This window comes from Paraburkholderia sp., from assembly GCF_049581445.1.
Classification (GTDB): Bacteria; Pseudomonadota; Gammaproteobacteria; order Burkholderiales; family Burkholderiaceae; genus Paraburkholderia.
This window is the reverse complement of the sequence record NZ_JBAURZ010000266.1, coordinates 1-24,636: the sequence shown is the minus strand read 5'-3', so window position 1 is coordinate 24,636 and position 24,636 is coordinate 1. Positions and strand designations below refer to the sequence as shown.

Genomic DNA, 24,636 nt, shown 5'->3' with positions numbered 1-24,636 from the left:
GCCCCTGCCCCTGCTCCGCTGGCCGGCGCCACGGCAGGCACCGACAAGGATTGGGAAACGTTCTAAGCCGGAACATAACAGTAAGGATGGTCAGGGACGAGACCACGGTTGCGCGTGCAACCGTGGTCTTTTTTCGTTATCGCCCTGTTAAGGGTCCCGATTCGACCCGTGTTCCGGTACATTGACGTGCGCGAACCCGGGTTGTAGTCGCGCCCCGTCCATGCCTCTTGCCATCTACCCCATGCGCCAGCCAGAAAGGACCGACATGACGCCATACGACCTCGCGCATCGCCTCGTTCAGGCGCGCCAGCAGCATCGCCTGACCGACGCGCCACCGCCCGATAGCTTGCCCCCTGACGCGGCCACCGCCTATGCGATCCAGCAGGCCGTGATTACCGGGCTCGGCGAGTCGACCGGCGGGTGGAAGATCGGCGCGAGGGCGCCGGGCGCGGCCGCTTCTGGCGCGCCAATTCCCGCTTCGCTGGTGCTCGAGTCGCCGGCAAGGCTTGCCCATGCCGGCTTCTTTCGCGTCTTTCTGGAGCTGGAAGTGGCGTTTCGCTTCAGCGAGGCCATCGAGCCGCGCCGCGAAGCCTATGCGCGTGACGAGGTGCTTGCACGGGTCGGCGTGGTGTTGCCGGCCATCGAACTCGTGGACAGCCGCTTTACCGAGTGGCCCGATGTCGCGCCGCTTGCACAACTGGCCGATGCCCAGAATAACGGTGCGCTCGTGACTGGCCATCCCGTGGCGTATGCGGGATTCGCGCGCACGTTCGATTTTGTCTCGCCGCACCTGGCCCTGACCTTTGATGGCGAGTCGCTGGTGCCGGAAGCGACCGGCAACCCGGTGGGCGATCCACGCGAATTGCTCGTATGGTTCGTCAATCATTGCGCGGCAATGGGTATTACGATCGAACCCGACTGGACAATTACCACTGGTTCGTACGTTGGCGCGCACAAGGCCGGCAAGCCTGGCCGGGTACATGGTCATATTGACGGCCTGGGTGGCGTCGAGATCGACCTGACCTGACCTGCTCACTACAACCTGCGCCCGGAAGCGCCTGCGCCCAGCGCGTTGGCGGGCGCTCATGCACCACGTGACGCGCAACGCTCCAGGTGCCCACACCTTGTCATCCAGCACGACGGGTCGCCATGACCCGGCCGCCGCATCCGCGGATCGACCCTAGCCGTATACACCTATGCAAGCCGGTGTGCGCGCAACCGACATACCTCTTATAGATGCATGGACACTGTGATAAGCGGCTCACTGACCCTTCCGGCAAAGTGGATATCCGCTTGCGCGCTCTCTGTGTGATTACGCGCATTTCGGTGTGAACGAAATCTGTCGTGCAGTGACGAATCACTAGAAGACCATGGTGTGATGAAGCACGAGCCAAGATGTAACACTCGATCACGGCTGTAGTCGAAATGCTCAACCCATGCGTTGAGCAAAAAAGCGGTAGAGAATCGGGAGCATTGGGCAGATCGAGCAGCTTGAGCGATGCACTGCTGGAACGCTCGTGCATGCTGCACGTATGGATGTTTCGCGCATCACAGCAGTGAAGATGGCTGTGATCTGGACGGAAGATTGTAGGTGACCGAATTCACGTTTCCAAGTGAGGTTTGTGGGGAGCGCACCACGGCACGATTTTCATCACGTAGTCCGTGAAAAAAAATTTAAAAGGGTTTAGGATGAATTCGAGCGATGTCGTTTCCGATTAGCGCGCCGCGCACGACATCGGTCTAGACTTTGGCGAGGAGGTAGCATGGATATCTACAGCAGTTTCGCGACCCGCTTCGAGAAAACGCGAGAAGATGAACTCTCGCTCGAGGAGTATCTCGCGCTCTGCAAAGACAATCCCGCCGCGTACGCTACGGCTGGCGAACGCATGTTGACGGCAATCGGAGAACCGGAACAGATCGACACTCGCAACGATCCGCGCACGTCGCGTATCTTCGCGAACAAGGTCATCAAGGTATACCCCGCGTTCCGTGAGTTCTACGGAATGGAAGACGTGATCGAGCAGGTGGTCGCGTACTTCAGGCATTCGGCCCAGGGGCTCGAAGAAAAGAAACAGATTCTGTATCTGTTGGGCCCGGTCGGTGGTGGCAAGTCGTCGATCGCGGAGCGTTTGAAGCAACTCATGGAACGCGTGCCGTTCTATGCGATCAAGGGCTCGCCGGTGAACGAATCGCCGCTAGGGCTTTTCGATTATGACGAGGACGGTCCGATCCTCGAAGAGCAGTACGGCATTCCACGCCGCTACCTGAAAAGCATCCTGAGTCCGTGGGCCGTCAAACGCCTGCATGAATACAACGGCGACATTCGCAAGTTCCGCGTCGTGCGTCGCTATCCCTCCATCTTGCGGCAGATCGGTATCGCCAAGACGGAACCGGGTGACGAAAACAATCAGGATATTTCGTCCCTGGTTGGTAAGGTCGACATTCGCAAGCTCGAGCAATATGCACAAGATGACGCCGATGCGTACAGCTACTCCGGTGGCCTGTGCCTCGCGAATCAGGGCCTGCTCGAATTCGTCGAAATGTTCAAGGCGCCAATTAAAGTGTTGCACCCGCTGCTTACCGCTACCCAGGAAGGTAACTTCAAGGGCACGGAAGGCTTCGGCGCGATTCCGTTTGATGGCGTGATTCTCGCTCACTCGAACGAGTCGGAATGGAAGGCATTCCGCAATAACCGCAATAATGAAGCACTGCTTGACCGGATTTTCGTAGTCAAGGTGCCGTATTGCCTGCGTTATGGGGAAGAGATCAAGATCTACGAGAAGCTGTTGCGCAACTCGTCGCTGGCAAGCGCGGTGTGCGCACCTGGCACCTTGAAGATGATGGCGCAGATGTCGGTGTTGACGCGGTTGCAGGAGCCGGAAAATTCGAGCCTCTTCTCGAAGATGCAGGTGTATGACGGTGAGAACCTGAAGGACACCGACCCGAAGGCCAAGTCATATCAGGAATACCGCGACTTTGCCGGTGTCGATGAAGGGATGACCGGCGTGTCGACCCGCTTCGCGTTCAAGATCCTCTCACGCGTGTTCAACTTCGATTCAACCGAAGTCGCCGCCAACCCGGTGCATCTGATGTATGTGCTCGAACAGCAGATCGAGCGCGAGCAGTTCCCACCGGAGACCGAGCAGAAGTATCTGTCGTTTGTTAAGGACGTGCTCGCGTCGCGTTATGCGGAATTTATCGGTAAGGAGATTCAGACCGCTTATCTGGAGTCCTATTCGGAGTACGGGCAAAACATCTTCGATCGTTATGTGACGTATGCCGACTTCTGGATTCAGGATCAGGAGTTCCGCGATCACGATACCGGCGAGAGTTTCGACCGTGCATCGTTGAATGCAGAGCTGGAGAAGATCGAGAAGCCTGCCGGCATCAGCAACCCGAAGGACTTCCGCAACGAGATCGTCAACTTCGTGCTGCGCGCGCGTGCTGCAAACGCAGGCAAGAATCCGGCGTGGATCAGCTATGAAAAGCTGCGCGTCGTGATTGAGAAGAAGATGTTCTCCAACACGGAAGAACTTTTGCCGGTGATCTCGTTCAACGCTAAAGGCTCGGCCGAGGAACAGCGCAAGCACGAAGACTTCGTCAACCGGATGGTCGCAAAGGGCTACACGCCCAAGCAGGTGCGGCTGCTGTGCGACTGGTATCTGCGTGTGCGCAAGTCGTCATGATTGGCTTGGCGTGCCGCTCGCGCGGCCTGAGGTTGGAGTCCGCGCGGGCACCTTGCGAGACGCGTGTTGCATGGACATGACGTTGCAATGATGCCGACACGGGAGACCGGATGTGCTTCATCAAATCATCGACCGCAGGTTAGCTGGCAAGAACAAAAGCATTGCAAACCGCGAACGCTTTTTGCGTCGCGTCAAAAACTACATTCGTCGCGCCGTCTCGGAAGCGGTACGCGACCGGAGCATCAAGGACATCCAGAACACCCAGAGCATCACGATTCCGCGCAAGGACATTGCGGAGCCTTCGTTCCGGCATGGTCCGGGCGGCAAGCGCGAAATGGTGCACCCGGGTAACTCGGATTACATTCGCGGCGACAAGATTCCGCGTCCGCAGGGCGGTGGCGGTGGTGGTGGCGGCAACCAGGCCAGCAATGAAGGCGACGGTCAGGACGACTTCGTGTTCGAGTTGAGCCGCGAAGAATTCATGCAGTATTTCTTCGACGACCTCGAGTTGCCTCGCCTCGTCAAAACCCATTTGCTGGCAGTCCCTACCTGGAAGAGCATTCGCGCGGGTTGGGCGGCTGAAGGCACGCCGAACAATATCGACGTGGTCCGTTCATTGCGCAGTGCGCTTGGCCGGCGCATTGCGCTTGGCGCACCGCTCGTCAATGAACTGCATGAACTCGAGCGGCAACTCGAAATCATGAAGGCGGACCACGACGACCGCCGCGAAGATATCAAGGTACTCGAAGAGGAAATCCATCACCTGCGTGGCCGTATCTGGCGCATTCCGTTTATCGATCCGTTCGATCTGCGTTACGTGAACCGCGTAAAGCAGCCGACGCCGTCCAGCCAGGCCGTGATGTTCTGTCTGATGGATGTCTCGGGTTCGATGGACGAGCAGCGCAAGGATCTGGCCAAGCGCTTCTTTATCCTGCTGTACCTGTTTCTCAAGCGCAATTACGAGCGTATCGAGGTGGTGTTCATTCGTCACCATACGCGCGCCGAGGAAGTCGACGAAGACACCTTTTTCCATTCCACGGAAAGCGGCGGCACGGTGGTTTCGAGCGCGCTTGAGCTGATGCAGAAAGTGATGGACGAGCGCTATTCGCCAACTGAATGGAATATTTACGGCGCTCAGGCCTCTGACGGCGACAACTGGACGGACGACTCGCCGAAGTGCCGCAAGATTCTGGCAGATGACATTCTCGAGAAGGTGCGCTATTTTGCGTATATTCAGGTAACGCCCGAAGAGCAGAACTTGTGGCTCGAATACGCGCAACTCGCGCTCTCGCAGCCGCACATGGCGATGAAGAAGGTCGAGACGGCCGCCGACATCTATCCAGTGTTCAGGGAGTTGTTTGAAAAGCAGGTGGCGTCGTCATGAGCACCAAACATCTGCACAATGAAGCGCGCGGTTATCAGCCGGAGCGCAAAGGCGTGCCGAAGCAGGATTCCGGGCATGCCCAACCCGTCGCGGCGAAAGATGCCGTCGAGGCGGGAGCAGGTCCTGATGAAACTGCAGCAGCACGGGGACACACCGGAACGCCCATTGAGTGGCAAAGGGAAGTCCGTATGAACGTAGCCGATAGAAGGCCTTTGCCGTGCCCGTCCGACTGGACCTTCGAGCTGATCGAAGAGTACGACACACATATTGCCCATGTTGCAGAGCAATATGAGCTTGACGTGTATCCGATCCAGCTCGAACTCATCAGCGCTGAACAGATGATGGACGCGTACGCGTCCGTCGGCATGCCGGTGAACTACCGGCACTGGTCGTTCGGCAAACATTTTCTCGCCACTGAAAAAAGCTACCGTCGCGGACAGATGGGGCTGGCGTACGAGATCGTCATCAATTCGAATCCCTGCATCGCATATCTGATGGAAGAGAACACGATGACGATGCAGGCGCTCGTCATCGCGCACGCGGCTTACGGGCACAACTCGTTCTTCAAGGGCAACTATCTGTTCAAGCTCTGGACAGATGCGCATGCCATCATCGATTACCTCGTCTACGCGAAGAACTATATTGCGGAGTGCGAGGAGCGGTTCGGCATGGACCGGGTAGAGGAACTGCTTGACTCCTGCCATGCGCTGATGAATTACGGCGTGGACCGTTATAAACGGCCGCAAAAGCTGTCACTGCAGAAGGAGTCGGCGGCGCGCCGTGAACGTGAGGCGTATCTACAGTCGCAGGTCAACGAGTTATGGCGCACGTTGCCCACGCGGCACACGCCATTGCCCGAGGAAACTGACGAGCGTTATCCGCCCGAGCCGCAGGAAAATCTGCTCTATTTCGCGGAAAAGAATGCGCCGCTGCTGGAGCCGTGGGAGCGCGAAGTCATCCGGATCGTGCGTAAGGTCGGCCAGTATTTCTATCCACAACGTCAGACCCAGGTGATGAACGAAGGCTGGGCCACGTTCTGGCACTACACGTTGCTCAACACTCTGTATAACCAGGGCAAGCTGGAAGACGGCTTCATGATGGAGTTTCTCCATTCGCACAGCAACGTGGTCTATCAACCGCCGGTGACGAAACCGTATTACAGCGGTATCAATCCATATGCACTTGGGTTCTCGATGATGAGCGATATTCGCCGCATCTGCGAGAACCCCACGGATGAAGATCGCCGCTGGTTTCCCGAACTGGCGGGCAGCCCCTGGCTGCAATCGCTGCACTACGCGATGCGCAATTTCAAGGACGAGAGCTTCGTTGCGCAGTACCTGTCGCCGCACCTGATTCGGGAAATGCGCCTCTTCTCGGTACTGGACGACGATATGCGCGATGCGCTCGAAGTTTCCGCCATCCATGACGACAGCGGCTATCAGTACGTGCGGCAAGCGTTGTCACGGCAGTACGACATGCATCATCGCGAACCGAACATCCAGGTCTGGTCGGTCAACACGCGCGGCGACCGCAGTCTGACGCTGCGGCATTTCATGAGCGACAACCGGCATCTGTCCGGCGATAGCGATGAGGTGCTCAAGCACATGGCGCGGCTGTGGCAATTCGACGTGTATCTGGAGAGCGTCGATGAGAACGGCACGGTCAGGAAGCGTTACGAGTGCCGTTACGTGCCGCCAGCGGTGCGGCTTTGATCAGGTTTTGACGACACACTCTCCCTCGTTCGTTTGGATCACACAAAACATAACGAGGTCTGCGAAAGAGCGTGCCGCAAAAAAAGATGCCCAGACAGGGAGCTGGGCAATAAAGTCACCAGGCATCTGGCGACGGAGGATTTCGGTACTGCTGGCAAACAGGCCCGCGTCTAATCGGATCGCGGGCCTGTTTCATTCATTTGAACCTTCATGTGAGCCGCGACCCTGGCTCGATACGGCAGATCAACCGCTTGCAGGCAACTTACCTGGCCATGTACACCGGCGCAGAGTACGAGCTAGCCCGGAACTCAGCACGCTGGCCCGCTTGCGAGTTGCCGTTGCTGCCCGAACCATAACCGGTCGTTTCAGCTTGCGCCGTCGCGTTTTGAGCTGCCACGCGCGCTTCCGCTGCCTGGATGTCTGACGGGTAGTACGGGTCACGACCGCTCGCAGGCGAATAGCCGGCCTTTTCCAGTTGGACCAGTTCGGCACGCACCTGGGCGCGGGTCACCGGCTGGTTCGACTGGGCGAACGAAACCACCGGAGCGGCGAGAACAGCGGCAATAGCAACAGCCTGGATAAGCGACTTCATAATCATTGACCTCCAAAGATTGTTTTTTCGATCGCGATCAAGGCGCTAATGAGCGCATACAGATCGCTTAAACCAAACGGCTGTCAGTGCAGATTAATGACCGCGGAACAGCGACTTCAGAGCGGCAATCGGGTGGGCGCCAGATTGCGACGATTCGCTACTTACGCCGCCGTACGAGCTATTGGCGTTTGCCTGAGCACGTTCAGCTGCAACGGTTTGTACGCTTTGGCCTTGTTGCGAAGCGGGCGCGCCAACTGTCGGACGATAGAACGGTGCCGGGCCGTAGCCGCTTGCGAAAGCCGGAGCGGCGAGGGTGGCGGAAGCGGCAACCAGCAAAGCGGCGATGATCTTGGTCTTCATGGTGGACTCCAATAACGTTTCGACTTCAGTTCAGGAAGGCGTCGCGACAGGGTCTTGAGGGGTTTGTCTGCAACGTCGATGAAGTACAGTGTATACCCCTACTATGAGATATTTGTATCGATAGTGCGAAATGACTATTTCGGAATCGCTGCTAATCCTGTCAGGCTCGTCTGGTCGGGCTGACAGCGGAGTGGACGAGGAGGAATGAGGAGGACAGAGCGACGGATTTGGTGCGATGCGGCAAATTTTGCGGAGAAATGTGCGCTAACCCACAAATCCGTATTTTTGACTGTCTTGCTGCTGACCTTTTGGCACCGTACCTTGAAGGTGCTCTGAGAATACATGTGCGTATTGGACGCCCCGCCGAGGACCGGTCGGTGGGCGTCTTTTTTTTGAGCTGCTCACGGCACGCTCAGGCCGCGCTTGCGCGCGACGCGTGCCGGTCACGACACGACGATATCCATACCCAGTTGATGCAACAGGTCGCGCAACGCTTCGGCTTGCGCCATCTGCGTATCGTCGCGCAGATGAATCTGCAGGGCGTGCCCCGCAATGCCGTCGACCGGCCGGGCAAGCCATAACTCGACCGCGAGTCCGAGACCTTCGGGGCGGTTGGTGGCTACGGGTTCGATCACACGGGGTTTGAAACAGGCACGCGGGGACATGATGGTTTGCCTCGTGATCTGAATGTTCAGCCTCGATGCTAGTCAGCCGCATTGATCGCGGCAAACGACAAATAGGCGTTTGCAAACGCGGCTTCGTGTTTAGCAGAAATGCCGCTTACTACAGCAGTGTTGCTGCGTTCTGTGGATCGCGCGCGACTACCTGAGTGCGCCGGAGGGGATGTGGACAAGGAGGCCCGAAGGGCTGCATTATCCAGCTTGCTGTGCAGCGCCACCCACGCGGCGGCGCGCGTCGCTCCCATTCATCCCGCATGGCGCAGGTTTGGCGGGAGAGCTCGAACAAGCGAGCCTTACCATGCCCAGGCACAACCCAGCGCTTCATCGCAACCAGAAAGCGCTTATGACGCCGGCGCGGCGGCGCCTGTACATCATCGGTGTGGTGGTGTTGCTGATGGCGCTGGGTTGGGGACTGAAGGTCGTGGTCGAGCCTGCGTTCCAGCGCACCATCGTCATTACCAGCGGCGCGGACGGGGGCATTTATCGCAGTTTTGCCGACCGCTATGCGCCTATCCTGAAGCGCCAGGGCATCAAGCTCGATATCCGCAGCTCGTCTGGTTCGGTCGAAAACTATGAGCGGCTGAAAGATCCGAATAGTCCCTACGAAGTGGGCTTCATCCAGTCGGGCACGACCCGTCCGCAAGAAAGCGATCACCTGCAGATCATCGCGGCGGTTTCGTATGAGCCTATCTGGGTGTTCTACCGCGGCGACACGGTGATCAACCGGCTCGTCCAGCTTCGCGGCAAACGGGTGTCGGTCGGCGTGCCCGGCAGCGGGCTGCTTGACGTCGCGCAAGTGTTGCTCGGCGACAGCGGCGTGACCGGGGCCAATACGACCATGCTGCAATTGGATGCGGACAAGGCTTATCAAGGCCTCGAAAGCGGTCAACTGGATGCGGCCTTCTTTATCGGCAGACCCGATGCGGCCATGCAGACCACGCTGCTAAACAGCAACCTCAAGCTGATGAGCTTTGCCCAGGCCGATGCCCTGGTGCAAAAATTCCCATCGTTATCCAAAGTAATTTTTCCGCGTGCGTCGACCAGCATCGTCAATGACCTGCCGCGGAGCGACGTCACGCTGCTCGCGGCCACCGCATTGCTGGTGTCCAAGGACACGCTGCATCCCGCGTTTATCTATTTGCTGCTGGACGCGGCGAAAACCGTGCATGGCGGCGAGGACTACTTCACCCCAATGGCTGCGTTTCCTAATCTGAATAGCGAGGAATTCCCTGTCTCCGAAGAAAGCGAGCGCTTCTTCAAATCGGGCCGGCCGTTCTTGCAGCGTTACCTGCCATTCTGGCTGGCCAGCTTCATCGAGCGGCGGTTGCTGATTCTGCTGCCGTTTATGGCCTTGCTGCTGGGCCTGTTACAGGCGTTGCCGCGGATGGTGGAGGCGCGTATCAAGAAGCGCCTCGTGGTGTGGTACCGCGAGGTCAAATCGCTCGAAGACGAAGTATGGAAATACAGCAGTCAACCAACCGCAGAACAGGTTGCGCAGTGGCGTTCCGAGATCGAGAGCATTGACGCGCATGCCAGCCAGATCAGAATGCCGCAACGGTACTTTCATGATGTGTATCTGCTGAAGCAGGCGATCGGCATCGTGCGAGGTCGTATCGATCAGGTGGCCGAACGCGTGAAAGAGGGTCCGGGCGTCGCGCTCAGGGAATAGGGCGTGCGCAGCAGCGGACCCGCAGGATTAACCCCGTCGCGCTGCCAGGGGAGCAGGTATGACCAACGCGCGGGCTTTCGCACTCAGCTCACCGACGGTTCCCCTTCGCCCGGTTTTTTCCCAGGGTGGTCCGCTGGTGACTGCTTACGCGATTCATCGTGTCGCTCCGGCATTTTGCTCTTTTCGTTGTCGCTGTGAGTAGCGGGCTGCGGGTGCTCAAGATCCGGTTTGGTCGTCTCTTTGGTTTCGCTCATCACATGCTCCTTGGGTGAAAACATCCATCGGTCCCGTGCGGGTCTTATCAAGGGATGTAGCAACGCCCGGTCCTGCCCGCCGGAATCGCTCGTAGTGAACCCGTAAGTACCCTTGTGGACTGGCACGGGTCGACTATTCTGATAGAAGGGGCGTATCCCGCCTCGGCAGATCCGTTGTCCCGATGCGCGAGTGCTAACGCTCGTTTCGCGTCGCCGCCGATCCGTGTATCGGCATATCCGCATGCAAGACCATTCCTCCGTGAGGCCGGCGTCATGCACATCCATTTTCCGCAAGAAAGCCCGGAGTACTGTGGCCGTGACCTCGTGATCGTCTTTCCGGCCGTCGTGGACGGCAAGCCGGTTCAGTGCGCGATCACCGCCGAAGCGCTGGAAGAGCATTTCGGCGCAGTATCCCTGCGCGAGGGCGACCTGCTGAGCGCCTTCGATTCCCACCGGCGCGCCATCGAACACGAGGCGCAGCGCATGCTGCTGGAAGTCGGCGGCAAACCGGTCTTGCTGCATGGCGGATGTTTCCGCTTCGCCGAATAAGTGGGCCATGAGCGCGTAAATGTGCTGGCAATAAACCCGTGCCAGGCGGCGTGCGGCTGGGCTGCGGCGCCCCGATTCGAAGGAGTCAAGCGATGCGCGCCATGCTGTTCGACAGCAGCGTCCTGCAACTGCGCGAGATGCAGGTGCCCGATCCGGTTCCTGCGGCCGGTCAGTTGCTGATCGACGTGCATGCGTGCGGCGTGTGCCGCACGGACCTTCACCTGATCGACGGCGAACTGCCGCATCCGAAACGCCCGGTTATTCCCGGCCACGAGATCGTCGGCACGGTGGCGGCGCTGGGCGAGGGCGTCAGCGGTTTCGCCGTGGGCGAGCGGGTAGGCGTGCCGTGGCTGGGGCACACCTGCGGGCACTGCCGGTTCTGCCTCGCGCAACGGGAAAACCTCTGCGATGCGGCAGGCTTCACCGGCTACACGATCGACGGCGGGTACGCGGAACGCACCGTTGCCGATAGCCAGTATTGCTTTGCGCTGCCGCCGCAGTATTCGGACATCGAAGCCGCGCCCTTGCTGTGCGCGGGCCTGATCGGCTATCGCACGCTAAGCATGGCGGGTGACGCGCAGCGCGTCGGTTTGTACGGCTTTGGGGCGGCGGCCCACATCGTCGCGCAGGTGGCAAGCCATCAGGGACGCAGCGTCTACGCCTTTACGCGTCGTGGCGACGTCGCGGCGCAGCATCTCGCGATGCGCCTGGGCGCAAGGTGGGCCGGCAGCAGCGAGGATGCGCCACCCGACGAACTCGACGCCGCGTTGCTGTTCGCCCCGGTTGGCGCGCTGGTTCCGCAAGCGCTGAAAGCGGTCGCCAAGGGCGGCATCGTGGTGTGTGGCGGCATTCATATGAGCGACATTCCATCGTTCCCGTACGCGTTCCTGTGGGGTGAGCGACGCGTCGTGTCCGTGGCCAATCTGACCCGTGAAGATGGCCTGGCATTCATGCGCGTCGCCGCGCAGACCCGTCTCGAACTCCACACCCGCACCTATGCGCTCGGCGACGCGAACCGCGCACTGGCCGATCTGCGTGAAGGACGCCTGAGCGGAGCGGCGGTGCTGTCAATGCGCGGGCCCTGAGCGGCGTCACGATGTTCTCGTATAGAGTAAGAGTCGTGTAGCCAGGGAGGGTAGCCGGCTACGCGCGAAATGCACGGCCATCTTCCATCCTTATGGGGCTGCCTTTCAAATGAAATACAAGGACTATTACCAGATCCTCGGGCTCGAGCGCGGCGCGACCCAGGACGACATCAAGCGCGCCTACCGCAAACTTGCGCGCAAGTATCATCCGGACCTCAGCAAGCTCGACGACACGGAAGAGCGTTTCAAGGAAGTGGGCGAGGCGTACGAGGTGCTGAAAGACCCGGAAAAACGCACCGCGTACGACCGCATGGGCAGCGAATGGCAGAACGGCGAGGAGTTTCAACCGCCGCCCAACTGGGACGAAGGCTTCGAATTCCGCGGACGAGGCGGCGAGGCGAACGGCGATCCCAATTACGACTCCAGCCACGACCCGAACCTCGAAGACTTTTTCGCCTCGATGTTCGGCCACGCCCACACGGGTCACCGGCACCGCGGCGCGGCCACCGGAATGGGCGGGCAGGATCATCATGCAAAAGTGCTGATCGATCTGGAAGACGCCTATCTTGGCGCGCAGCGAGGCATCACCTTGCAGATGCCCGAAGTGGATGCGCAGGGCCACGTGACGCTGCAGTCGCGTACGCTGAACGTCACCATCCCCAAGGGCATCAAGGCGGGACAGCAGTTGCGACTGGCCGGCCAGGGCGGCCCCGGTTTGGGCGACGGGCCGGCTGGCGATCTCTTTCTGGAGATCGGGTTTCGGGAGCATCCGCGTTTCCGGGTCGACGACCGCGATGTTTCGATCGATGTGCCGCTCGCCCCCTGGGAAGCCGCGCTTGGGGCGCAAGTCAAGGTGCCGACCCCAGACGGCATCGTTGAAATCACGGTACCGAAGGGTTCCGCCGCGGGCCGGCGTTTGCGGCTCAAAGGCAAGGGCATTCCGGGCAGTTCACCCGGGGATCTGTACGTGGTCTTGAACATCGTCTTGCCGCCTGCCGACACGGAACAGGCCGCGGCCGCCTACAACGCGATGCGGCAGGCGTTCCATTTCGACCCACGCGCACATTTTTATGGGTAATCACTCATCATGAACGAGTCCGTGACGACCTATCTGGAAGGCCAGATCATCAATGAAGAAGTCGAGTTCACTCTGGTCGAGTTGTGCCGGGTGAGCGGGGCATCCGTCGAAGAAGTGAGCTTGTGGGTGGCCGAGGGCGCCTTTGAGCCGCGCGGCGCCGCACCGCAGGAATGGCGCTTCAGAGGCACCGAATTGCGCCGGGTGCGCACGGCACATCATCTCGCCATGGACCTGGAGATCAATCCGCCGGGCATCGCACTCGCACTTCAGTTGCTCGATGAGATCGAGGCGCTGCGGGCCAACCCGCGCCGCATGCGCAAGGGCTGAGGCAGCGTTTCATGCGCTTGAAGGAGGCGGCCCCTCACGGCGGCCGTCATAGCGCGTGACCTCCCGCGTACCACATTTCGTGGCTGCTCGCCTGCACGACGGCCGCAGGCGTTTTTGTTTAGAATCCCGAAGTCGACGATGTGCCCGCTGTGGGCCGGGGGTCTTTTCCCGACCGGTCTGAGGGGCGCGCATCGTTCGTACGGGCTGTCGCACCTGTTCCATCGTGAGCAAGCGGGTTGCTGGGCAGACGTAGTCAGGCAACGGTGCTGATGCTCCGGGGGGCAGTATGGTGTGGCATTTTCCGACGGCGATTCCACCCGCGTTCTGTGCGTGGGCGGTCTTCATGAGTGTACTGGTCACGCAACTGGGCTTACCGGTGCCGGCCGCTCCCATGCTGGTTCTCGCCGGCACCATGGCGGAGGCGGGCGACGTATCGTATTCCAGCGTGTTCCTTGCGGCCGTGAGCGCGACCGTGCTCGCTGATGTACTTTGGTTCACTGCTGGACGGCTGCGCGGCAGACGGCTGCTTAATGGGTTGGTGCGCTTTTCACTGTCCTTCGACGCCACGGTACGGGTGGCGCGCAATATCTTCGAGCGCCATGGCGCGCCGATTCTCACGTTGGCCAAATTCGTCCCGGGCCTGGGGTTGATCGCTTCGCCGTTGCTCGGTACGACGAGCATGGATGCGCGCATTTTCCTGCTTTGGGACCTGCTTGGCGCGTCGCTGTGGGCGGGTGTGTGGCTGATAGGCGGCGCGGCGCTGCACGATGAAATCACGCAACTGATGGTGCTGGTTCGGCATAACGGCGGCACGGTGTTCCACGTGTTCGCATTGGTGGCCGTGCTTTTTGTGGCTTATCGGTGGATGCGCCGGCTGAAGTTTCGTCGTTGGCTTGCCACGTTCCGCATTTCGCCGGAGCAACTGGATGAGCTGATGAAGTCGAGCACGCCGCCGCTCGTTTTCGACGCGCGACCGTCGGAGGTGCGTGCCAAGGAGGCGTATCGGATTCCCGGCGCGCGGGCGCTCGATCTGGACTCGCCCGAGCAGTTGGATCCGCAGTGGCTCGAGCACGACATCGTCGTGTATTGCGTGTGTCCCAACGAGGCGACGGCCAAGCGCATCGTGACGCAACTGCATCGCAAGAATATTCACAACGTCCATGCACTCAAGGGCGGGCTCGACGCATGGGAGCGGCGTGGCTATCCGGTTGAGCCGCTATCAGCCGACTTTCACGCGCCGGCGCTTGACGAGGGCAGTGCGGACCCCGTACGCGATAATGAGTACACGGTACGGGCACATATCACGGAGCGATCAACGTCGTGACTGGATGACGGTGCGCGTATTCACTCGTCGCACTGCACGTCCTTTTTTATCACCACGATGATCACGGGGTAGGTCTTCCCATGGTCGAGTTCGACGCGCGTGACGACGGCCATCGTCGTGCTGTCGCTATCGTCGTACACGCTGATCTCCTCATGCCGAAGGTTCGTGACGCCGGTGCAGTTTGATGCACGATCGTCGTCGGAGACCTGGCATTGGATCGGGTTGTCGGCGATGTAGCGAAATCTGTCCCGGTCGGGGGTGGCAAGGTAGTCGCGCATGCTTTGTGCCGATCCGCCGACACCGGTGACATACCCCTTGGCGCACTGCCTTTCAGACGTGTTGCTGCCCGCGGCCGTTTGCGCTTGAACGGCAGTGCCTGCGGTCATGATGGCCGCCGCGAGTGTCAATGCAAGAAGGGATTTCATGGCGCGAATCACGGTTGTCGGATTGAAGTGGTGGATTGTAATGGCAACTTGCCCAAGGGGCTTTAACGCTGACCACCCACGTTACGGCCTCTTTCATTAACGGCGTGCTTGCGTCGTGGCCGGCTCCGGCAACTCAACAGTCTGCCGTCTCGCCAGGTAAGCGTCCACCATCGTGAGAAGTTCCTGCTTCATGACGGGCGAATCAAGCGTGCCGCGACGCGCGGCCTCATGCACGGCGCCCGCCAACGCACCGGCGAGCAGCGACGCGCCGATACCAGACTGATCACCCGCGCGCCTGGCGTTGGCCGCAAAGACCGCCTCATAACTTTTTCGCCACTCCTTCGCGAAGAAATCATGCGTGCGCCGGGAGTCCTCGCCGCGCGGACACTCGTTGAGTAGCGCGTGATGAGCCGCCGGGTATCGGCTATGTATTGCGATCATGCCTTCGACCAATGCCGCGATGCGGCGCTCGCGCGGCATCGTTTTGTCCGAAGCGTTTCGAAGTACCAGAAGGATATCGTCGAAGTGCCGTCGGCGGACCGCCTCGATGAGCGCGAGCTTGTTCGGGAAGTATTGATAGAGCGAACCGATGCTGACGCCAGCGGCCTCGGCAACCGTGTTCGTCGTCAGGCCCTGCCAGCCGCGTTCGCCGAGAACGTGAGCGGCGGCGTCGCGTATCGCGTCGGTCGTCGCAAGCGCGCGCGCCTGGCGCGGCAGTTTGCGCATAGCGCTCGACGGCGAAGTAATGCGAGTGGTCAGATCAGCCTCCTTCCTCCTTGCCGAGAATATGAGCAATATGTTCGCATTTGTGGAGCACGTCCAGACGGCAAACGCGTCACGAACATACCAACGTCGGATTGGCCCAGTCGGCCACGTCATTCGTCACGCCATTCTGTCCATCAGTCACAACGAGTCGCAGGGTCTTGCGACCGGCAACACTGACCTTCACTGTCTTGATCGGCGTCGAACTGGTCACGAGCCCGCTATCGTAGAGTTCGATGTTATCGGCCCACACCTGATAGTCGACCGTCCCGGCGCCTTGCGCGGCCGCATCGAGTCCTATGTCGCTCTGGAAAGTGGAGCAGTTTCCATCCAGACGGTAGACGAGTTGCGCCGGTGCATTGACCGTCATGCCGTCAATATAGCTCGCGCCATGGACGACGACCGCCCCCGCGGCGGAGGCACCGGTCGGCAAGGGCGAACCGGCGGGAAAGACCTTGACCGCGACCGTGCCTGACTGCACCGCAGACCACACCCAGCTCTGCAGCGCGAGCGGGCCATTGGTGGCAACGGGGTCAGTGCCAGTGAGTTTGATTAGCACCGCACCGGTTGCCGGCACCGTCTGAGTGAGGCTTTGTGTCACTGTCCCCAGGTTCGCGCCAGTCACGACGTTGGTTGCCTGAACCGGACCACCGAGTCCGAGGCTAGAAAGATTCACCGTGATGGGCGCTGCGGCTGTGCCCCGATTAAGTAACGCAACAGCACGCGTACCCGTCGTCGCCAGCGGCTTCGTCCACACTTGCAGCGAGCCGGAACTGTCTGCCGTGTCCATCACGCCCTGCAGCGCGAGCGCGTCCTGGTTCACTGAAATGACTCCGGCATTCGTGAGCAATGCCTGGGTTGCGGCACTCTGGCTGCGCACGTCGTTGCCGGCATTCAATCCGCTCGACATGATCGCCCACATGATGAAGTGCGCGGTGTCCTGGTCCTCGGTCATGCCATTGCCTACTTCAAGCATGTCCATGTCGTTGAAGTAGCCAGGCACGGCCCACGCAGCGTCAGCCGCGCTGATGTCGATGATCGAGGTGACCGAGTTGAAATTGGCCGAGATATCCTGCGAAATGCGGGACATGTCCGCATAAGCGGGAACGTAGAGCGTCCCGTCCGATGCAAAGTTGGTCGGCAAGGTCAGATTTGCACTATACGGGTTGATACTCAGAAACATGGTACGGCCCGTTGCCGCGATTCCCGCGCGCATCGCAGGGAAGGCCGTGAGGCTCCCACCGCAGTAATCGAACTTCATGTAATCCACGCCCCAGTTGGCGAACGTCTGTGCATCGACGCTCTCATGACCGAGGCTGCCGGCGCCAACGCCCGGCGGATAGGATGGGGGGCGCGTCCCATGCGCGATGCCAGCGCACGTGTTGGTGCCGGCTGAGGTGTACAGGCCGAATTTAAGGCCTTTACTATGCACGTAAGCCGCGAGCGCCTGCATGCCATCGGGAAACGTTGTGGCGTTCGAATACAACTGGCCGGTCGTCGCGTTTCGACCGCCGACCCAGCAATCGTCAACCGTCACGTATTGATATCCGGCGGCAGCCATGCCGTTGGCAGCGATCGCGTCGGCGACCGATTTGATGATGGCTTCGGTGTCTTTGCAGGCAAAGGTGTTCCATGAGTTCCAGCCCATTGGCGGAGTCATGAAGCGCACCTGAGTCAGCGCGATACCAGGGTCAGGCGACCCGTTCGAGATTGCGCCGTTGCTGTTCACGCCGTCGCCACAACCGGCGAGCGCAGAACATAAGGCAACGAGGAGAGGAATCAGGATTGCCCTGAACGTGGATCGCGCACGCATGATCATGTCTCCCTTGCGAAGCGCTCTCGCGTCATCGCATGCCGGGGGAAAGTGCGTGCCCCCGACTTATGCATAAAGCGTAGACCTCACAGAAAGCGTATGCAATCCCGGCGAAAGCGTGTCACATACCAGGAGTCTGGATCCGTTGCGACGCAGCATCCAGATAGTAAGGATCACGTACTTTATGCCGATCGTTCAATTGCCCGTCATGCGCAAGGGGCGGGATCGAAGCGTTTTTACCGCAACCTCACTACACCCGGTAGATCGATCCGGTGAATCGGTAAATGGGCCATGGCGTATTCGGGAAGAACTGCTATCTTCAGTAATGAGCGTTGTTGGTTACGCGCGGTTGAGACGTGCCTGAAAAATCCCTGTCTGGAGGTGCAAGATGATCGGCGTTACCTGGCTTGTTGTGGCTGACGGGGGGCGTGCACGTGTTTTCAAAACACCGGGCCTTGCGCTCGATCTTCAGGAGATCGAAGACCTCATCAACACGGAATTCACCGGTACGATGCTCACGGAGAAAGACCGCGAGAAATTTGCCAGGCGTGTTGCCAGCTATGTCGAAGACGGGCGGCTCCATCAACGCTATGACCGGCTGAGGATCGTTATCGAGCCAAAATTTTTAGGCATGGTCAAGGCGAATCTAAGTGAGGAGACGCGTCGATTGATTTTCGAGCAGGTGAGCGAGGACCTGTCGACACTCAATGCCCGGCAACTGGAGGCGCGCCTGAAGCGCGAATAAGCGCTTGCCTTTTACGTCAAGCGAATCACGTCGTTTGAGACATCATCGTTTCATGACGAATGCGGGCGCTTGACCGAAACTGTCGTCGCACTGCCTAAGTGTCGGCTTTGGGACCACTCGATTCCTCGGCATCGCGGAACCACACTTCCGCATGAGACCGTTCGGCAACCCAGGAGCGAGACTGCGGCGAGTTGAATTCGTGATCGATGAACCGACGCCCCCATTCGACCCCGTCCCGGGTGGCTTCTTCCTCGTTGAGCCATTCAGGCTGAACGGTTCCCGGACGCTCGTCGACGATCGACTGATCGCCGCGACGCACGCTGACCTTGGCAATCCACGCGCCACGCCCGTTTAGTTCAGGCTGTACGTTGATTTGAAATTCGCCGTATGAAACAGTGGAGGCTGGCATCATTTTCTCCTTGGCTGCGTTCATCATCGACGCTCGCGTGCTTGCGGCGTGAATGCTTCGCCCAGAGCACTATCATGCCGTAATTCGCATGGCACTACAGCAGGATATTCGGCCTGAACGGCACGCCGCGAGATGTTTTCTCCCAATAGATACCATCGGAGAAATCACGGTTCACTTAGCCAGGGCTTGCTCATAGACTTCTACATAGGGGCCGGTATCTAAAGCATTTCAGTATCGATAGTCAGAATAGATACAGATGATGAGTCCAGCGTTTATTTTGAATCTGTGGGCACGCGGTGAGACATTTCGTCGGATGAATTCATTTTGACGTTACAGCAACCTCGATGAACGAGGCGAATCAAGGCAACGGAGCGAACCATGTCTGAGAAACAGGGTAACTTGAGTGAGGCGTTCATCGCACAGCAGCGCACGCGTCTTGAAGCGATGCGCCAGGAACTGCTGGGCGGAGAAGAAGACACGATCGCCGATCAGCGGGCAGCGCAGGAGGAGCATGGCGACGAGCCCGAGGAGTTCGAGGACGCGGCGCAGGGCATGGCGCAAAACGAGATCAACCAGGCGCTGCACGACGCGAATGATCAGCGCGTCGGCGATATCGAACGCGCGCTGCAGAAGATCGACGATGGTACCTACGGTCTATCCGATGAGAGTGGCGATCCCATACCCCAAGCCCGGCTCGAGGCCGTACCCGAGGCGATCTTCACCGTTGAGGAGCAGAGCCGCCGCGATGCCGGCAAGTGAAGGCGTCGCGACGTTGCGCAATGCATGACAACGCAAAGTCGAGCATCTACTTTAATCGAACCATTGTTGCCAGCACTTTCAGGAGTGACCGGTCATGACCCCAGGTTCAAACCAAGGTTTCGTACAGGACGTAATTGAAGAGTTTTATCGCGCTTTTGAAGCGAAAAGCGTCCCGATGTTACGCAAGGTCGTCACCCCGGATTGGGAATATATTCCCGAGCCCGCCGGCGCTGTTCCAGGCTGCGACCAGATGGTCGGCGTGTTCGAGGAGATGGCGGTCGCGCTTCCCGATATGAAAATCACTATTCTCGACTTGCTGATTCACGATAATCGGGCGGCCGTACGCGCGGAGATCAGCGGCAAGCAAAGCGGAAAGTTGCTCGGTATCGATGGAAGTTCCAAAACCGTCCGGTTTGCGATTCATTCGTTTCATCAGATGCGCGGAAATCTGATCGAAAAGACCTGGCACCTTGAGGACTGGCTATCTGTATTCCGGCAACTTGGTCAGTTACCAAAAACGCTCGATCGTCAGGGAGGGCTGCACTAGGACACTTCCTCAACCGGCCGCGCCACCGCTCATGTGCGCGCCGATCACGCATCCGGCGAACACGATCAACAGGACCAGCGTTGTGACGGCGGTGAAGCGATAGTCCCGCTGATGCAGAAATACGCCAAGCATCAGCATCAGTCGCAGAACCGGCAGGAAGATGAACAACGCAATGCCTACGGTGACGATCTGCATACCCTGCGCGTGCGCCGCTTGATGCATGCCAAGGTACGACGCACCCTGCGTCAGCAGCAAGCCTGCCGCGATGATCAACGAGGCGAGCCAGGTGCCGTATTTGAGCAAGGTGGCAAGGCGTCGTTCAAGCACGACTCTGGCGGCGAGGGCGGCTTCGGTGGGGATGGCGCGACTCATGTCCAACTCCTGAACGGATTGAAGTGAAACGCCTCGCATAGCATCTGCACGGCGAGCGCCACGAGAATGACGACGAACATCACCCGCAGCTTGTCGTTCGGCACGCGCATCAGAATCCGTGCGCCGAGCACGGCTCCTACGACTGACCCTAGCGCGACCGGGCCAGCCACGGCGGTGATGATATCGCCGCGCAGGAAATAAGCGCCTGCGCTGGCCGCTGCGGTCACGCCGATCATGAAATTGGATGTCGCGGAAGAGACCTTGATGGGCAAGCGCAACGCCGTATCCATGGCGGGGATTTTCAGAACACCGCTACCGATGCCCAGCAGCGCCGAAATCAGCCCTGCGCCATACATGAGCGCCATGCCCATCGGCACGCGTTGCACGCGGTAGTCCACCTCGCGACCGAGCGCTTGATCCGGGTAGCTGGAGTCGAGTCCAAGCGAAGCCCCCCAGCCACTCGTGCTGACGGCGCCTGCCACAGTTGATCCACCCATCGGATCCACGCGCCGCGCCAGCATCTGTCTCGCGGACAGGAGCAACACCACGGCGAACAGCACAAACAAAGCAGTCACAGGGATGAGTCCAACCAGCAGCACGCCGCACAATGCGCCGAGCGTCGTAGCGGTTTCCAGCACCACTGCGAGGCGCACGTTGGTCAGCCGGGCGCGCAGGAAGGGCGCCGCGCCGCCGCATGAGCAGGCAATGACGGAGACGATGCTCGCGCCGATCGCCACATGGATGTCCTGGTGGCCGAACAGCGTGAGCAGCGGCACGATGAAAATGCCGCTCGCCATCCCGAGCATGCCGCCGAGCGCGCTTGCGCCAAGGGATACCGCAAAGAGCCACGCGCCGAATGCCAGATCCATGATGGTAAGCCTCTCAGTCAGGCGCGCTTCGCGCGCCGCGCGAGGCGGGTGACGAACTGGATCTGATCGCCCCGGTAGTGAAGCTTTTCGTAGTCGACCGGCCGATGCCCCGCGCTATACGAGGTGCGCTCGATCAGGAGGATCGGGCTGCCGCGTTCAATACCGAGTGCGTGTGCCACTGTCGGATCAGCGCAGGTGGCTTCGAGCCGGTATTCGGCTTCGAGCAGGGGGGTGTCGTATTTCTCTTCCAGCAACGAAAAAATTGGTTCGGTATCCAGATCGTTGCCGATCACCTTTTCGCCGATTTCCTTCGGCAACCATGTTTCGTCGAACGACAAGGGCACGCCGTCCGCGAGACGTACGCGCTGAATCCGCACGACCAGCGTGCCGGCCATCAGACCGAGCCGCCGCGCCGCGAGGTCGCTGGCGGGCATGACCCGTTTGTCGAGCAGTTGCGCCGTCGGATGCCGACCGAGCGCCTGCATGTCTTCAACGAAGCCGCTCAGTTCAGTGAGTTCCTGCGTGATGCGAGGCTGGGTGACAAAGGTGCCCTTGCCGCGGCGAATTTCTATCAGCCCGCGTTTGATCAGGTTCTGCACTGTCTTATGGAGCGTGGTGCGGCTGACGCCAAAGCGTTCGAGCAAGCTCTCTTCATTGGGCAACTGGCTGCCGGGGGCATAGGTGCCGTCAGCAATGCTGGCCGCCAGCACGGCTTCAACCTGGGCGTAGAGCGGAACGCTGCTGTCGGGATCGATCATCATAGGGGACATAGTGACATCATGACGTCACTATGTCAACCTGATGCCGCCTTGAACCAGCCAGCCTGCAGCGTTGGGGTGGGCGACGGCTACGCTGAACGCGAGACGCTCAGCCGAGGGCGTCCAATCCTTGCTCGACGGGCAGGATCTCGGTCGGCCGGACGACGCGCGCCACTTCAGCGCCATCGCGCAGGAAGATCAGGGTCGGCCAGAGCTTGACCTTGAATGAGCGGCCAAGCGGCCGGCCCGGACCGTCCTCGATTTTCAGGTGGCGGACTTCCTCCGGATGGCCGTTGAAGGCCTCTCCGATAACCGGCTGGGCTCGGCGGCAGTACCCGCACCAATCGGTGCCGAATTCAAGGACGGTGGCGCCCGCCAGCGCATCGACCTCGGCACGGGTGGGCGAAGTGGTGGAATACGGAGTGGGAGTGGTCATGGGGGCATTCGCGCTTTTGTGATGCTTTTAATGTAGCGGAAAACGGCAGATTCGACAGACTACGCGGAGCTCGCTGAGGGGCGCGGCGTCGAAGCATCGCAGAATCGTTTCTGGGAGTGCCTGGACGTGCGCATTGCATGCGAGAATCTTGCAGGATCCGTTTGTAGCTCGCTTACCGCGTCGGGGTGACGCGGCGGTGCTTGCACTAGCAGTTAGCACCCGTATCCACCAATACAACGTAGACATGTTGAGGAGATTGCGCGGATGAAGCCGGACAGTTCAACGGCTGACGCGTTGCGCGCCAGCTTGAATACCACGTTCCTGGTCGGCGGCGGCGAAATGGGAGCGCTGATCCGCGCCTACGACTGGAGCTCGACCGCGATCGGTGCGCCGGAAAACTGGCCGCAGGGACTCAAAACCGCGATCCGCATTATGCTCACTTCGCGCCAGCCTATCTGGATCGGCTGGGGCGACGAACTGCTGTTCTTCTACAACGACCCCTACAAGTCGATTGTCGGCGGTAAGCATCCCGTGGCGCTGGGGCAGCCGACAGCCATCGTCTGGCGTGAAATCTGGACCGAAATCGAGCCGTTACTCGACGCGGCCTTGACGGGTGACGAAGGTATCTTCGTCGAGCAGAAGCTTCTGATCATGGAGCGCAACGGCTTTCCGGAAGAGACGTACTACACGTTCTCCTATAGCCCGGTTCCCACTGACGACGGCACCGCTGGCGGCATGATCTGCGCCAACAGCGACGACACCTCGCGGGTGATCGGGGAGCGCCAGCTCATGCTGTTGCGCGAGCTTGCCGCATCCACGGCGGATGCGCGTCTTTGGGGCGACGTATGCGAGGCGAGCGCGCGCGCCCTCGCGACCAATCCGCGCGATCTGCCATTCGCTTTGCTGTACGTCGCAGAGTTGGGCGGCAGCGAGGTCACGCTGGCGGGCGCAACTGGAATCACGCCGGGCCACAAGGCTGCGCCTGCCTCCATGCACGCCGAGCAGAATCCCTGCTGGCCGTTTGCCGATGTGCTGCGGACCCAGAGCCCGATGCTCGTGACCGATCTGGCGCAGCGCTTTGGCGCCAGCCTGCCGAGTGGCGTGTGGAGTCTCGAGCCGCAGCAGGCCGTCATCCTGCCGGTCATGACCGGTGGCGAGGCGGCACGCGCGGGCGTGCTGGTGGTCGCGCTCAATCCGTGCCGTCTGTTCGACGAGAGCTATCGCGGGTTTTTGAACCTGGTTGCGGGGCAGATAGGCGCCGCGATCGCCTACGCGCATGCCTATGAAGAAGAGCGGCGGCGCGCCGAAGCGCTGGCCGAAGTCGACCGCGCCAAGACGACGTTCTTCTCGAACATCAGCCACGAATTCCGCACCCCGCTCACGCTGATGCTGGGTCCGCTCGAAGAGATGCTGGTGCGGCCCGATGCTCACGACGAGGCGGATCGCAACCTGCTCGAGATCACGCATCGCAATGGTCTGCGGCTGCTGAAACTGGTCAACGCACTGCTCGATTTTTCGCGTATCGAAGCCGGGCGTTTTCAGATCAATCCCCAGCCGACCGATGTGTCCGCGTTTACCGCTGAACTCGCCGCGCTGTTTCGCTCGGCCATCGAGACGGTCGGGCTGCAACTCGTGGTCGAGTGCGGGCCGCGTCCCGTGATCGCGCAGATCGATCGGGAGATGTGGGAAAAGGTCGTGATGAATCTGCTGTCGAACGCGTTCAAGTTCACCTTCAGCGGTTCGATCACGGTGGCGGTGAAAGAGACGCCGGACGGCGGCGTCGAGATGAGTGTCGGCGACTCCGGTATCGGCATACCGCCTGAAGAGGTTCCGCGGCTCTTCGAGCGCTTTCACCGGGTGGCGGGCTCGCCCGGTCGCTCGGTCGAGGGCAGTGGCATTGGTCTCGCCATGGTGCAGGAACTCGTCAAGCTGCACGGTGGCGCGATCCGCGTGGATAGCGAACCCGGCGCCGGGAGCCGCTTTACGGTGAACTTGCCGCCGGCAGCACTGCCCGCGGTGCTGCCGGCGGCGGTGCCTGAGC

General features: G+C 60.2%; 26 protein-coding genes. 14 read left to right on the top strand and 12 right to left on the bottom strand.

Features of this window, described 5'->3' with window-relative positions; translation table 11 throughout:
- Positions 1-265 precede the first annotated feature (265 nt).
- The 4 genes from WCA85_RS22580 (at position 266) to WCA85_RS22565 (ending at position 6,782) form a co-directional block, all read left to right on the top strand.
- The gene (locus WCA85_RS22580; protein WP_424067078.1) at positions 266-1,027 is read left to right on the top strand and encodes a 2-keto-4-pentenoate hydratase; all 762 of its coding nucleotides are present in this window, start codon (positions 266-268) and stop codon (positions 1,025-1,027) included.
- Positions 1,028-1,763: 736 nt separating this feature from the next.
- Positions 1,764-3,686: a PrkA family serine protein kinase gene (locus tag WCA85_RS22575; RefSeq protein ID WP_424067077.1), complete on the top strand. Its 1,923-nt coding sequence runs from the start codon at positions 1,764-1,766 to the stop codon at positions 3,684-3,686.
- Between the two features lie 112 nt (positions 3,687-3,798).
- Entirely contained in the window at positions 3,799-5,070 is a 1,272-nt protein-coding gene (locus WCA85_RS22570; protein WP_424067076.1) for a YeaH/YhbH family protein, read from the top strand.
- Positions 5,067-6,782 carry a SpoVR family protein gene (locus WCA85_RS22565; RefSeq protein ID WP_424067075.1) on the top strand — a complete coding sequence of 572 codons (1,716 nt, stop codon included), beginning with the start codon at positions 5,067-5,069 and terminating at the stop codon, positions 6,780-6,782. Before WCA85_RS22570 ends, WCA85_RS22565 begins: the two co-directional genes overlap by 4 nt.
- Positions 6,783-7,044: 262 nt before the next feature.
- On the opposite strand, the gene WCA85_RS22560 is transcribed toward WCA85_RS22565, so the two are convergent.
- The 3 genes from WCA85_RS22560 to WCA85_RS22550 all read right to left on the bottom strand — a co-directional run bounded on the left by WCA85_RS22560 (position 7,045) and on the right by WCA85_RS22550 (position 8,399).
- Entirely contained in the window at positions 7,045-7,374 is a 330-nt protein-coding gene (locus WCA85_RS22560) for a DUF4148 domain-containing protein (RefSeq protein ID WP_424067074.1), read from the bottom strand.
- A gap of 93 nt (positions 7,375-7,467) precedes the next feature.
- On the bottom strand, positions 7,468-7,734 hold the full coding sequence (locus WCA85_RS22555; RefSeq protein WP_424067073.1) for a hypothetical protein: 267 nt from the start codon (positions 7,732-7,734) through the stop codon (positions 7,468-7,470).
- 443 nt (positions 7,735-8,177) lie between these two features.
- Positions 8,178-8,399 (bottom strand): hypothetical protein, encoded by a 222-nt coding sequence (locus WCA85_RS22550; RefSeq protein WP_424067072.1) that lies wholly within the window; start codon positions 8,397-8,399, stop codon positions 8,178-8,180.
- A gap of 358 nt (positions 8,400-8,757) precedes the next feature.
- Between WCA85_RS22550 and WCA85_RS22545 the strand changes: the two genes are divergently transcribed.
- A complete protein-coding gene (locus WCA85_RS22545; protein WP_424067082.1) occupies positions 8,758-10,083 on the top strand; it encodes a TAXI family TRAP transporter solute-binding subunit in 1,326 nt (441 codons plus the stop codon).
- Between the two features lie 83 nt (positions 10,084-10,166).
- Here the strand turns inward: WCA85_RS22545 and WCA85_RS22540 are convergent, their stop codons facing one another.
- A complete protein-coding gene (locus tag WCA85_RS22540) occupies positions 10,167-10,337 on the bottom strand; it encodes a hypothetical protein (protein ID WP_424067071.1) in 171 nt (56 codons plus the stop codon).
- A gap of 273 nt (positions 10,338-10,610) precedes the next feature.
- Here WCA85_RS22540 and WCA85_RS22535 point away from each other — a divergent pair, with 273 nt between their 5' ends.
- The 5 genes from WCA85_RS22535 (at position 10,611) to WCA85_RS22515 (ending at position 14,700) form a co-directional block, all read left to right on the top strand.
- On the top strand, positions 10,611-10,886 hold the full coding sequence (locus tag WCA85_RS22535) for a DUF1488 domain-containing protein (protein ID WP_424067070.1): 276 nt from the start codon (positions 10,611-10,613) through the stop codon (positions 10,884-10,886).
- Between the two features lie 92 nt (positions 10,887-10,978).
- Positions 10,979-11,971 carry a zinc-dependent alcohol dehydrogenase family protein gene (locus WCA85_RS22530; protein WP_424067069.1) on the top strand — a complete coding sequence of 331 codons (993 nt, stop codon included), beginning with the start codon at positions 10,979-10,981 and terminating at the stop codon, positions 11,969-11,971.
- A gap of 109 nt (positions 11,972-12,080) precedes the next feature.
- The gene (locus tag WCA85_RS22525; RefSeq protein ID WP_424067068.1) at positions 12,081-13,049 is read left to right on the top strand and encodes a DnaJ C-terminal domain-containing protein; all 969 of its coding nucleotides are present in this window, start codon (positions 12,081-12,083) and stop codon (positions 13,047-13,049) included.
- Between the two features lie 9 nt (positions 13,050-13,058).
- Positions 13,059-13,376 carry a chaperone modulator CbpM gene (locus WCA85_RS22520; protein WP_424067067.1) on the top strand — a complete coding sequence of 106 codons (318 nt, stop codon included), beginning with the start codon at positions 13,059-13,061 and terminating at the stop codon, positions 13,374-13,376.
- A gap of 289 nt (positions 13,377-13,665) precedes the next feature.
- A complete protein-coding gene (locus tag WCA85_RS22515; protein ID WP_424067081.1) occupies positions 13,666-14,700 on the top strand; it encodes a VTT domain-containing protein in 1,035 nt (344 codons plus the stop codon).
- 20 nt (positions 14,701-14,720) lie between these two features.
- Here the strand turns inward: WCA85_RS22515 and WCA85_RS22510 are convergent, their stop codons facing one another.
- The 3 genes from WCA85_RS22510 to WCA85_RS22500 form a co-directional block, all read right to left on the bottom strand.
- Positions 14,721-15,125: a hypothetical protein gene (locus WCA85_RS22510; RefSeq protein WP_424067080.1), complete on the bottom strand. Its 405-nt coding sequence runs from the start codon at positions 15,123-15,125 to the stop codon at positions 14,721-14,723.
- A 96-nt stretch (positions 15,126-15,221) separates the two neighbouring features.
- Positions 15,222-15,851 (bottom strand): TetR/AcrR family transcriptional regulator, encoded by a 630-nt coding sequence (locus tag WCA85_RS22505; protein WP_424067066.1) that lies wholly within the window; start codon positions 15,849-15,851, stop codon positions 15,222-15,224.
- 109 nt (positions 15,852-15,960) lie between these two features.
- Positions 15,961-17,700: an NPCBM/NEW2 domain-containing protein gene (locus WCA85_RS22500; protein ID WP_424067065.1), complete on the bottom strand. Its 1,740-nt coding sequence runs from the start codon at positions 17,698-17,700 to the stop codon at positions 15,961-15,963.
- A 388-nt stretch (positions 17,701-18,088) separates the two neighbouring features.
- Here WCA85_RS22500 and WCA85_RS22495 point away from each other — a divergent pair, with 388 nt between their 5' ends.
- Positions 18,089-18,445 carry a host attachment protein gene (locus WCA85_RS22495; RefSeq protein ID WP_424067064.1) on the top strand — a complete coding sequence of 119 codons (357 nt, stop codon included), beginning with the start codon at positions 18,089-18,091 and terminating at the stop codon, positions 18,443-18,445.
- Positions 18,446-18,539: 94 nt separating this feature from the next.
- Here WCA85_RS22495 and WCA85_RS22490 read toward each other — a convergent pair whose 3' ends face one another.
- On the bottom strand, positions 18,540-18,881 hold the full coding sequence (locus WCA85_RS22490; protein ID WP_424067063.1) for a DUF6566 family protein: 342 nt from the start codon (positions 18,879-18,881) through the stop codon (positions 18,540-18,542).
- 351 nt (positions 18,882-19,232) lie between these two features.
- Between WCA85_RS22490 and WCA85_RS22485 the strand changes: the two genes are divergently transcribed.
- Positions 19,233-19,613: a TraR/DksA family transcriptional regulator gene (locus WCA85_RS22485; protein ID WP_424067062.1), complete on the top strand. Its 381-nt coding sequence runs from the start codon at positions 19,233-19,235 to the stop codon at positions 19,611-19,613.
- Positions 19,614-19,707: 94 nt separating this feature from the next.
- The gene (locus WCA85_RS22480; protein WP_424067061.1) at positions 19,708-20,160 is read left to right on the top strand and encodes an ester cyclase; all 453 of its coding nucleotides are present in this window, start codon (positions 19,708-19,710) and stop codon (positions 20,158-20,160) included.
- Between the two features lie 9 nt (positions 20,161-20,169).
- Here WCA85_RS22480 and WCA85_RS22475 read toward each other — a convergent pair whose 3' ends face one another.
- The 4 genes from WCA85_RS22475 to WCA85_RS22460 all read right to left on the bottom strand — a co-directional run bounded on the left by WCA85_RS22475 (position 20,170) and on the right by WCA85_RS22460 (position 22,595).
- Positions 20,170-20,532, bottom strand: a complete 363-nt coding sequence (locus tag WCA85_RS22475; RefSeq protein ID WP_424067060.1) for a DUF1634 domain-containing protein — start codon at positions 20,530-20,532, stop codon at positions 20,170-20,172.
- Positions 20,529-21,401, bottom strand: coding sequence for a sulfite exporter TauE/SafE family protein (locus WCA85_RS22470; RefSeq protein WP_424067059.1), 873 nt, complete (start codon positions 21,399-21,401; stop codon positions 20,529-20,531). The genes WCA85_RS22475 and WCA85_RS22470 overlap by 4 nt, the downstream gene beginning before the upstream one ends.
- A 17-nt stretch (positions 21,402-21,418) precedes the next feature.
- Positions 21,419-22,159 carry a GntR family transcriptional regulator gene (locus tag WCA85_RS22465; protein ID WP_424067079.1) on the bottom strand — a complete coding sequence of 247 codons (741 nt, stop codon included), beginning with the start codon at positions 22,157-22,159 and terminating at the stop codon, positions 21,419-21,421.
- Positions 22,160-22,268: 109 nt separating this feature from the next.
- A complete protein-coding gene (locus WCA85_RS22460; protein ID WP_424067058.1) occupies positions 22,269-22,595 on the bottom strand; it encodes a thioredoxin family protein in 327 nt (108 codons plus the stop codon).
- 264 nt (positions 22,596-22,859) lie between these two features.
- On the opposite strand from WCA85_RS22460, the gene WCA85_RS22455 reads away from it, so the two are divergent.
- A partial coding sequence (locus WCA85_RS22455; protein ID WP_424067057.1) for an ATP-binding protein occupies positions 22,860-24,636 on the top strand: 1,777 nt, incomplete at its 3' end.

Coding starts and splice junctions, on each gene's coding strand:
- WCA85_RS22565 (WP_424067075.1), top strand. CDS start 5,067: ATGAGCACCAAACATCTGCACAATGAAGCGCGCGGTTATCAGCCGGAG.
- WCA85_RS22485 (WP_424067062.1), top strand. CDS start 19,233: ATGTCTGAGAAACAGGGTAACTTGAGTGAGGCGTTCATCGCACAGCAG.
- WCA85_RS22500 (WP_424067065.1), bottom strand. CDS start 17,700: ATGCGTGCGCGATCCACGTTCAGGGCAATCCTGATTCCTCTCCTCGTT.
- WCA85_RS22540 (WP_424067071.1), bottom strand. CDS start 10,337: ATGAGCGAAACCAAAGAGACGACCAAACCGGATCTTGAGCACCCGCAG.
- WCA85_RS22520 (WP_424067067.1), top strand. CDS start 13,059: ATGAACGAGTCCGTGACGACCTATCTGGAAGGCCAGATCATCAATGAA.
- WCA85_RS22505 (WP_424067066.1), bottom strand. CDS start 15,851: ATGCGCAAACTGCCGCGCCAGGCGCGCGCGCTTGCGACGACCGACGCG.
- WCA85_RS22480 (WP_424067061.1), top strand. CDS start 19,708: ATGACCCCAGGTTCAAACCAAGGTTTCGTACAGGACGTAATTGAAGAG.
- WCA85_RS22465 (WP_424067079.1), bottom strand. CDS start 22,159: ATGATCGATCCCGACAGCAGCGTTCCGCTCTACGCCCAGGTTGAAGCC.
- WCA85_RS22470 (WP_424067059.1), bottom strand. CDS start 21,401: ATGGATCTGGCATTCGGCGCGTGGCTCTTTGCGGTATCCCTTGGCGCA.
- WCA85_RS22535 (WP_424067070.1), top strand. CDS start 10,611: ATGCACATCCATTTTCCGCAAGAAAGCCCGGAGTACTGTGGCCGTGAC.
- WCA85_RS22530 (WP_424067069.1), top strand. CDS start 10,979: ATGCGCGCCATGCTGTTCGACAGCAGCGTCCTGCAACTGCGCGAGATG.
- WCA85_RS22525 (WP_424067068.1), top strand. CDS start 12,081: ATGAAATACAAGGACTATTACCAGATCCTCGGGCTCGAGCGCGGCGCG.
- WCA85_RS22475 (WP_424067060.1), bottom strand. CDS start 20,532: ATGAGTCGCGCCATCCCCACCGAAGCCGCCCTCGCCGCCAGAGTCGTG.
- WCA85_RS22555 (WP_424067073.1), bottom strand. CDS start 7,734: ATGAAGACCAAGATCATCGCCGCTTTGCTGGTTGCCGCTTCCGCCACC.
- WCA85_RS22550 (WP_424067072.1), bottom strand. CDS start 8,399: ATGTCCCCGCGTGCCTGTTTCAAACCCCGTGTGATCGAACCCGTAGCC.
- WCA85_RS22575 (WP_424067077.1), top strand. CDS start 1,764: ATGGATATCTACAGCAGTTTCGCGACCCGCTTCGAGAAAACGCGAGAA.
- WCA85_RS22545 (WP_424067082.1), top strand. CDS start 8,758: ATGACGCCGGCGCGGCGGCGCCTGTACATCATCGGTGTGGTGGTGTTG.
- WCA85_RS22580 (WP_424067078.1), top strand. CDS start 266: ATGACGCCATACGACCTCGCGCATCGCCTCGTTCAGGCGCGCCAGCAG.
- WCA85_RS22490 (WP_424067063.1), bottom strand. CDS start 18,881: ATGATGAACGCAGCCAAGGAGAAAATGATGCCAGCCTCCACTGTTTCA.
- WCA85_RS22560 (WP_424067074.1), bottom strand. CDS start 7,374: ATGAAGTCGCTTATCCAGGCTGTTGCTATTGCCGCTGTTCTCGCCGCT.
- WCA85_RS22495 (WP_424067064.1), top strand. CDS start 18,089: ATGATCGGCGTTACCTGGCTTGTTGTGGCTGACGGGGGGCGTGCACGT.
- WCA85_RS22510 (WP_424067080.1), bottom strand. CDS start 15,125: ATGAAATCCCTTCTTGCATTGACACTCGCGGCGGCCATCATGACCGCA.
- WCA85_RS22460 (WP_424067058.1), bottom strand. CDS start 22,595: ATGACCACTCCCACTCCGTATTCCACCACTTCGCCCACCCGTGCCGAG.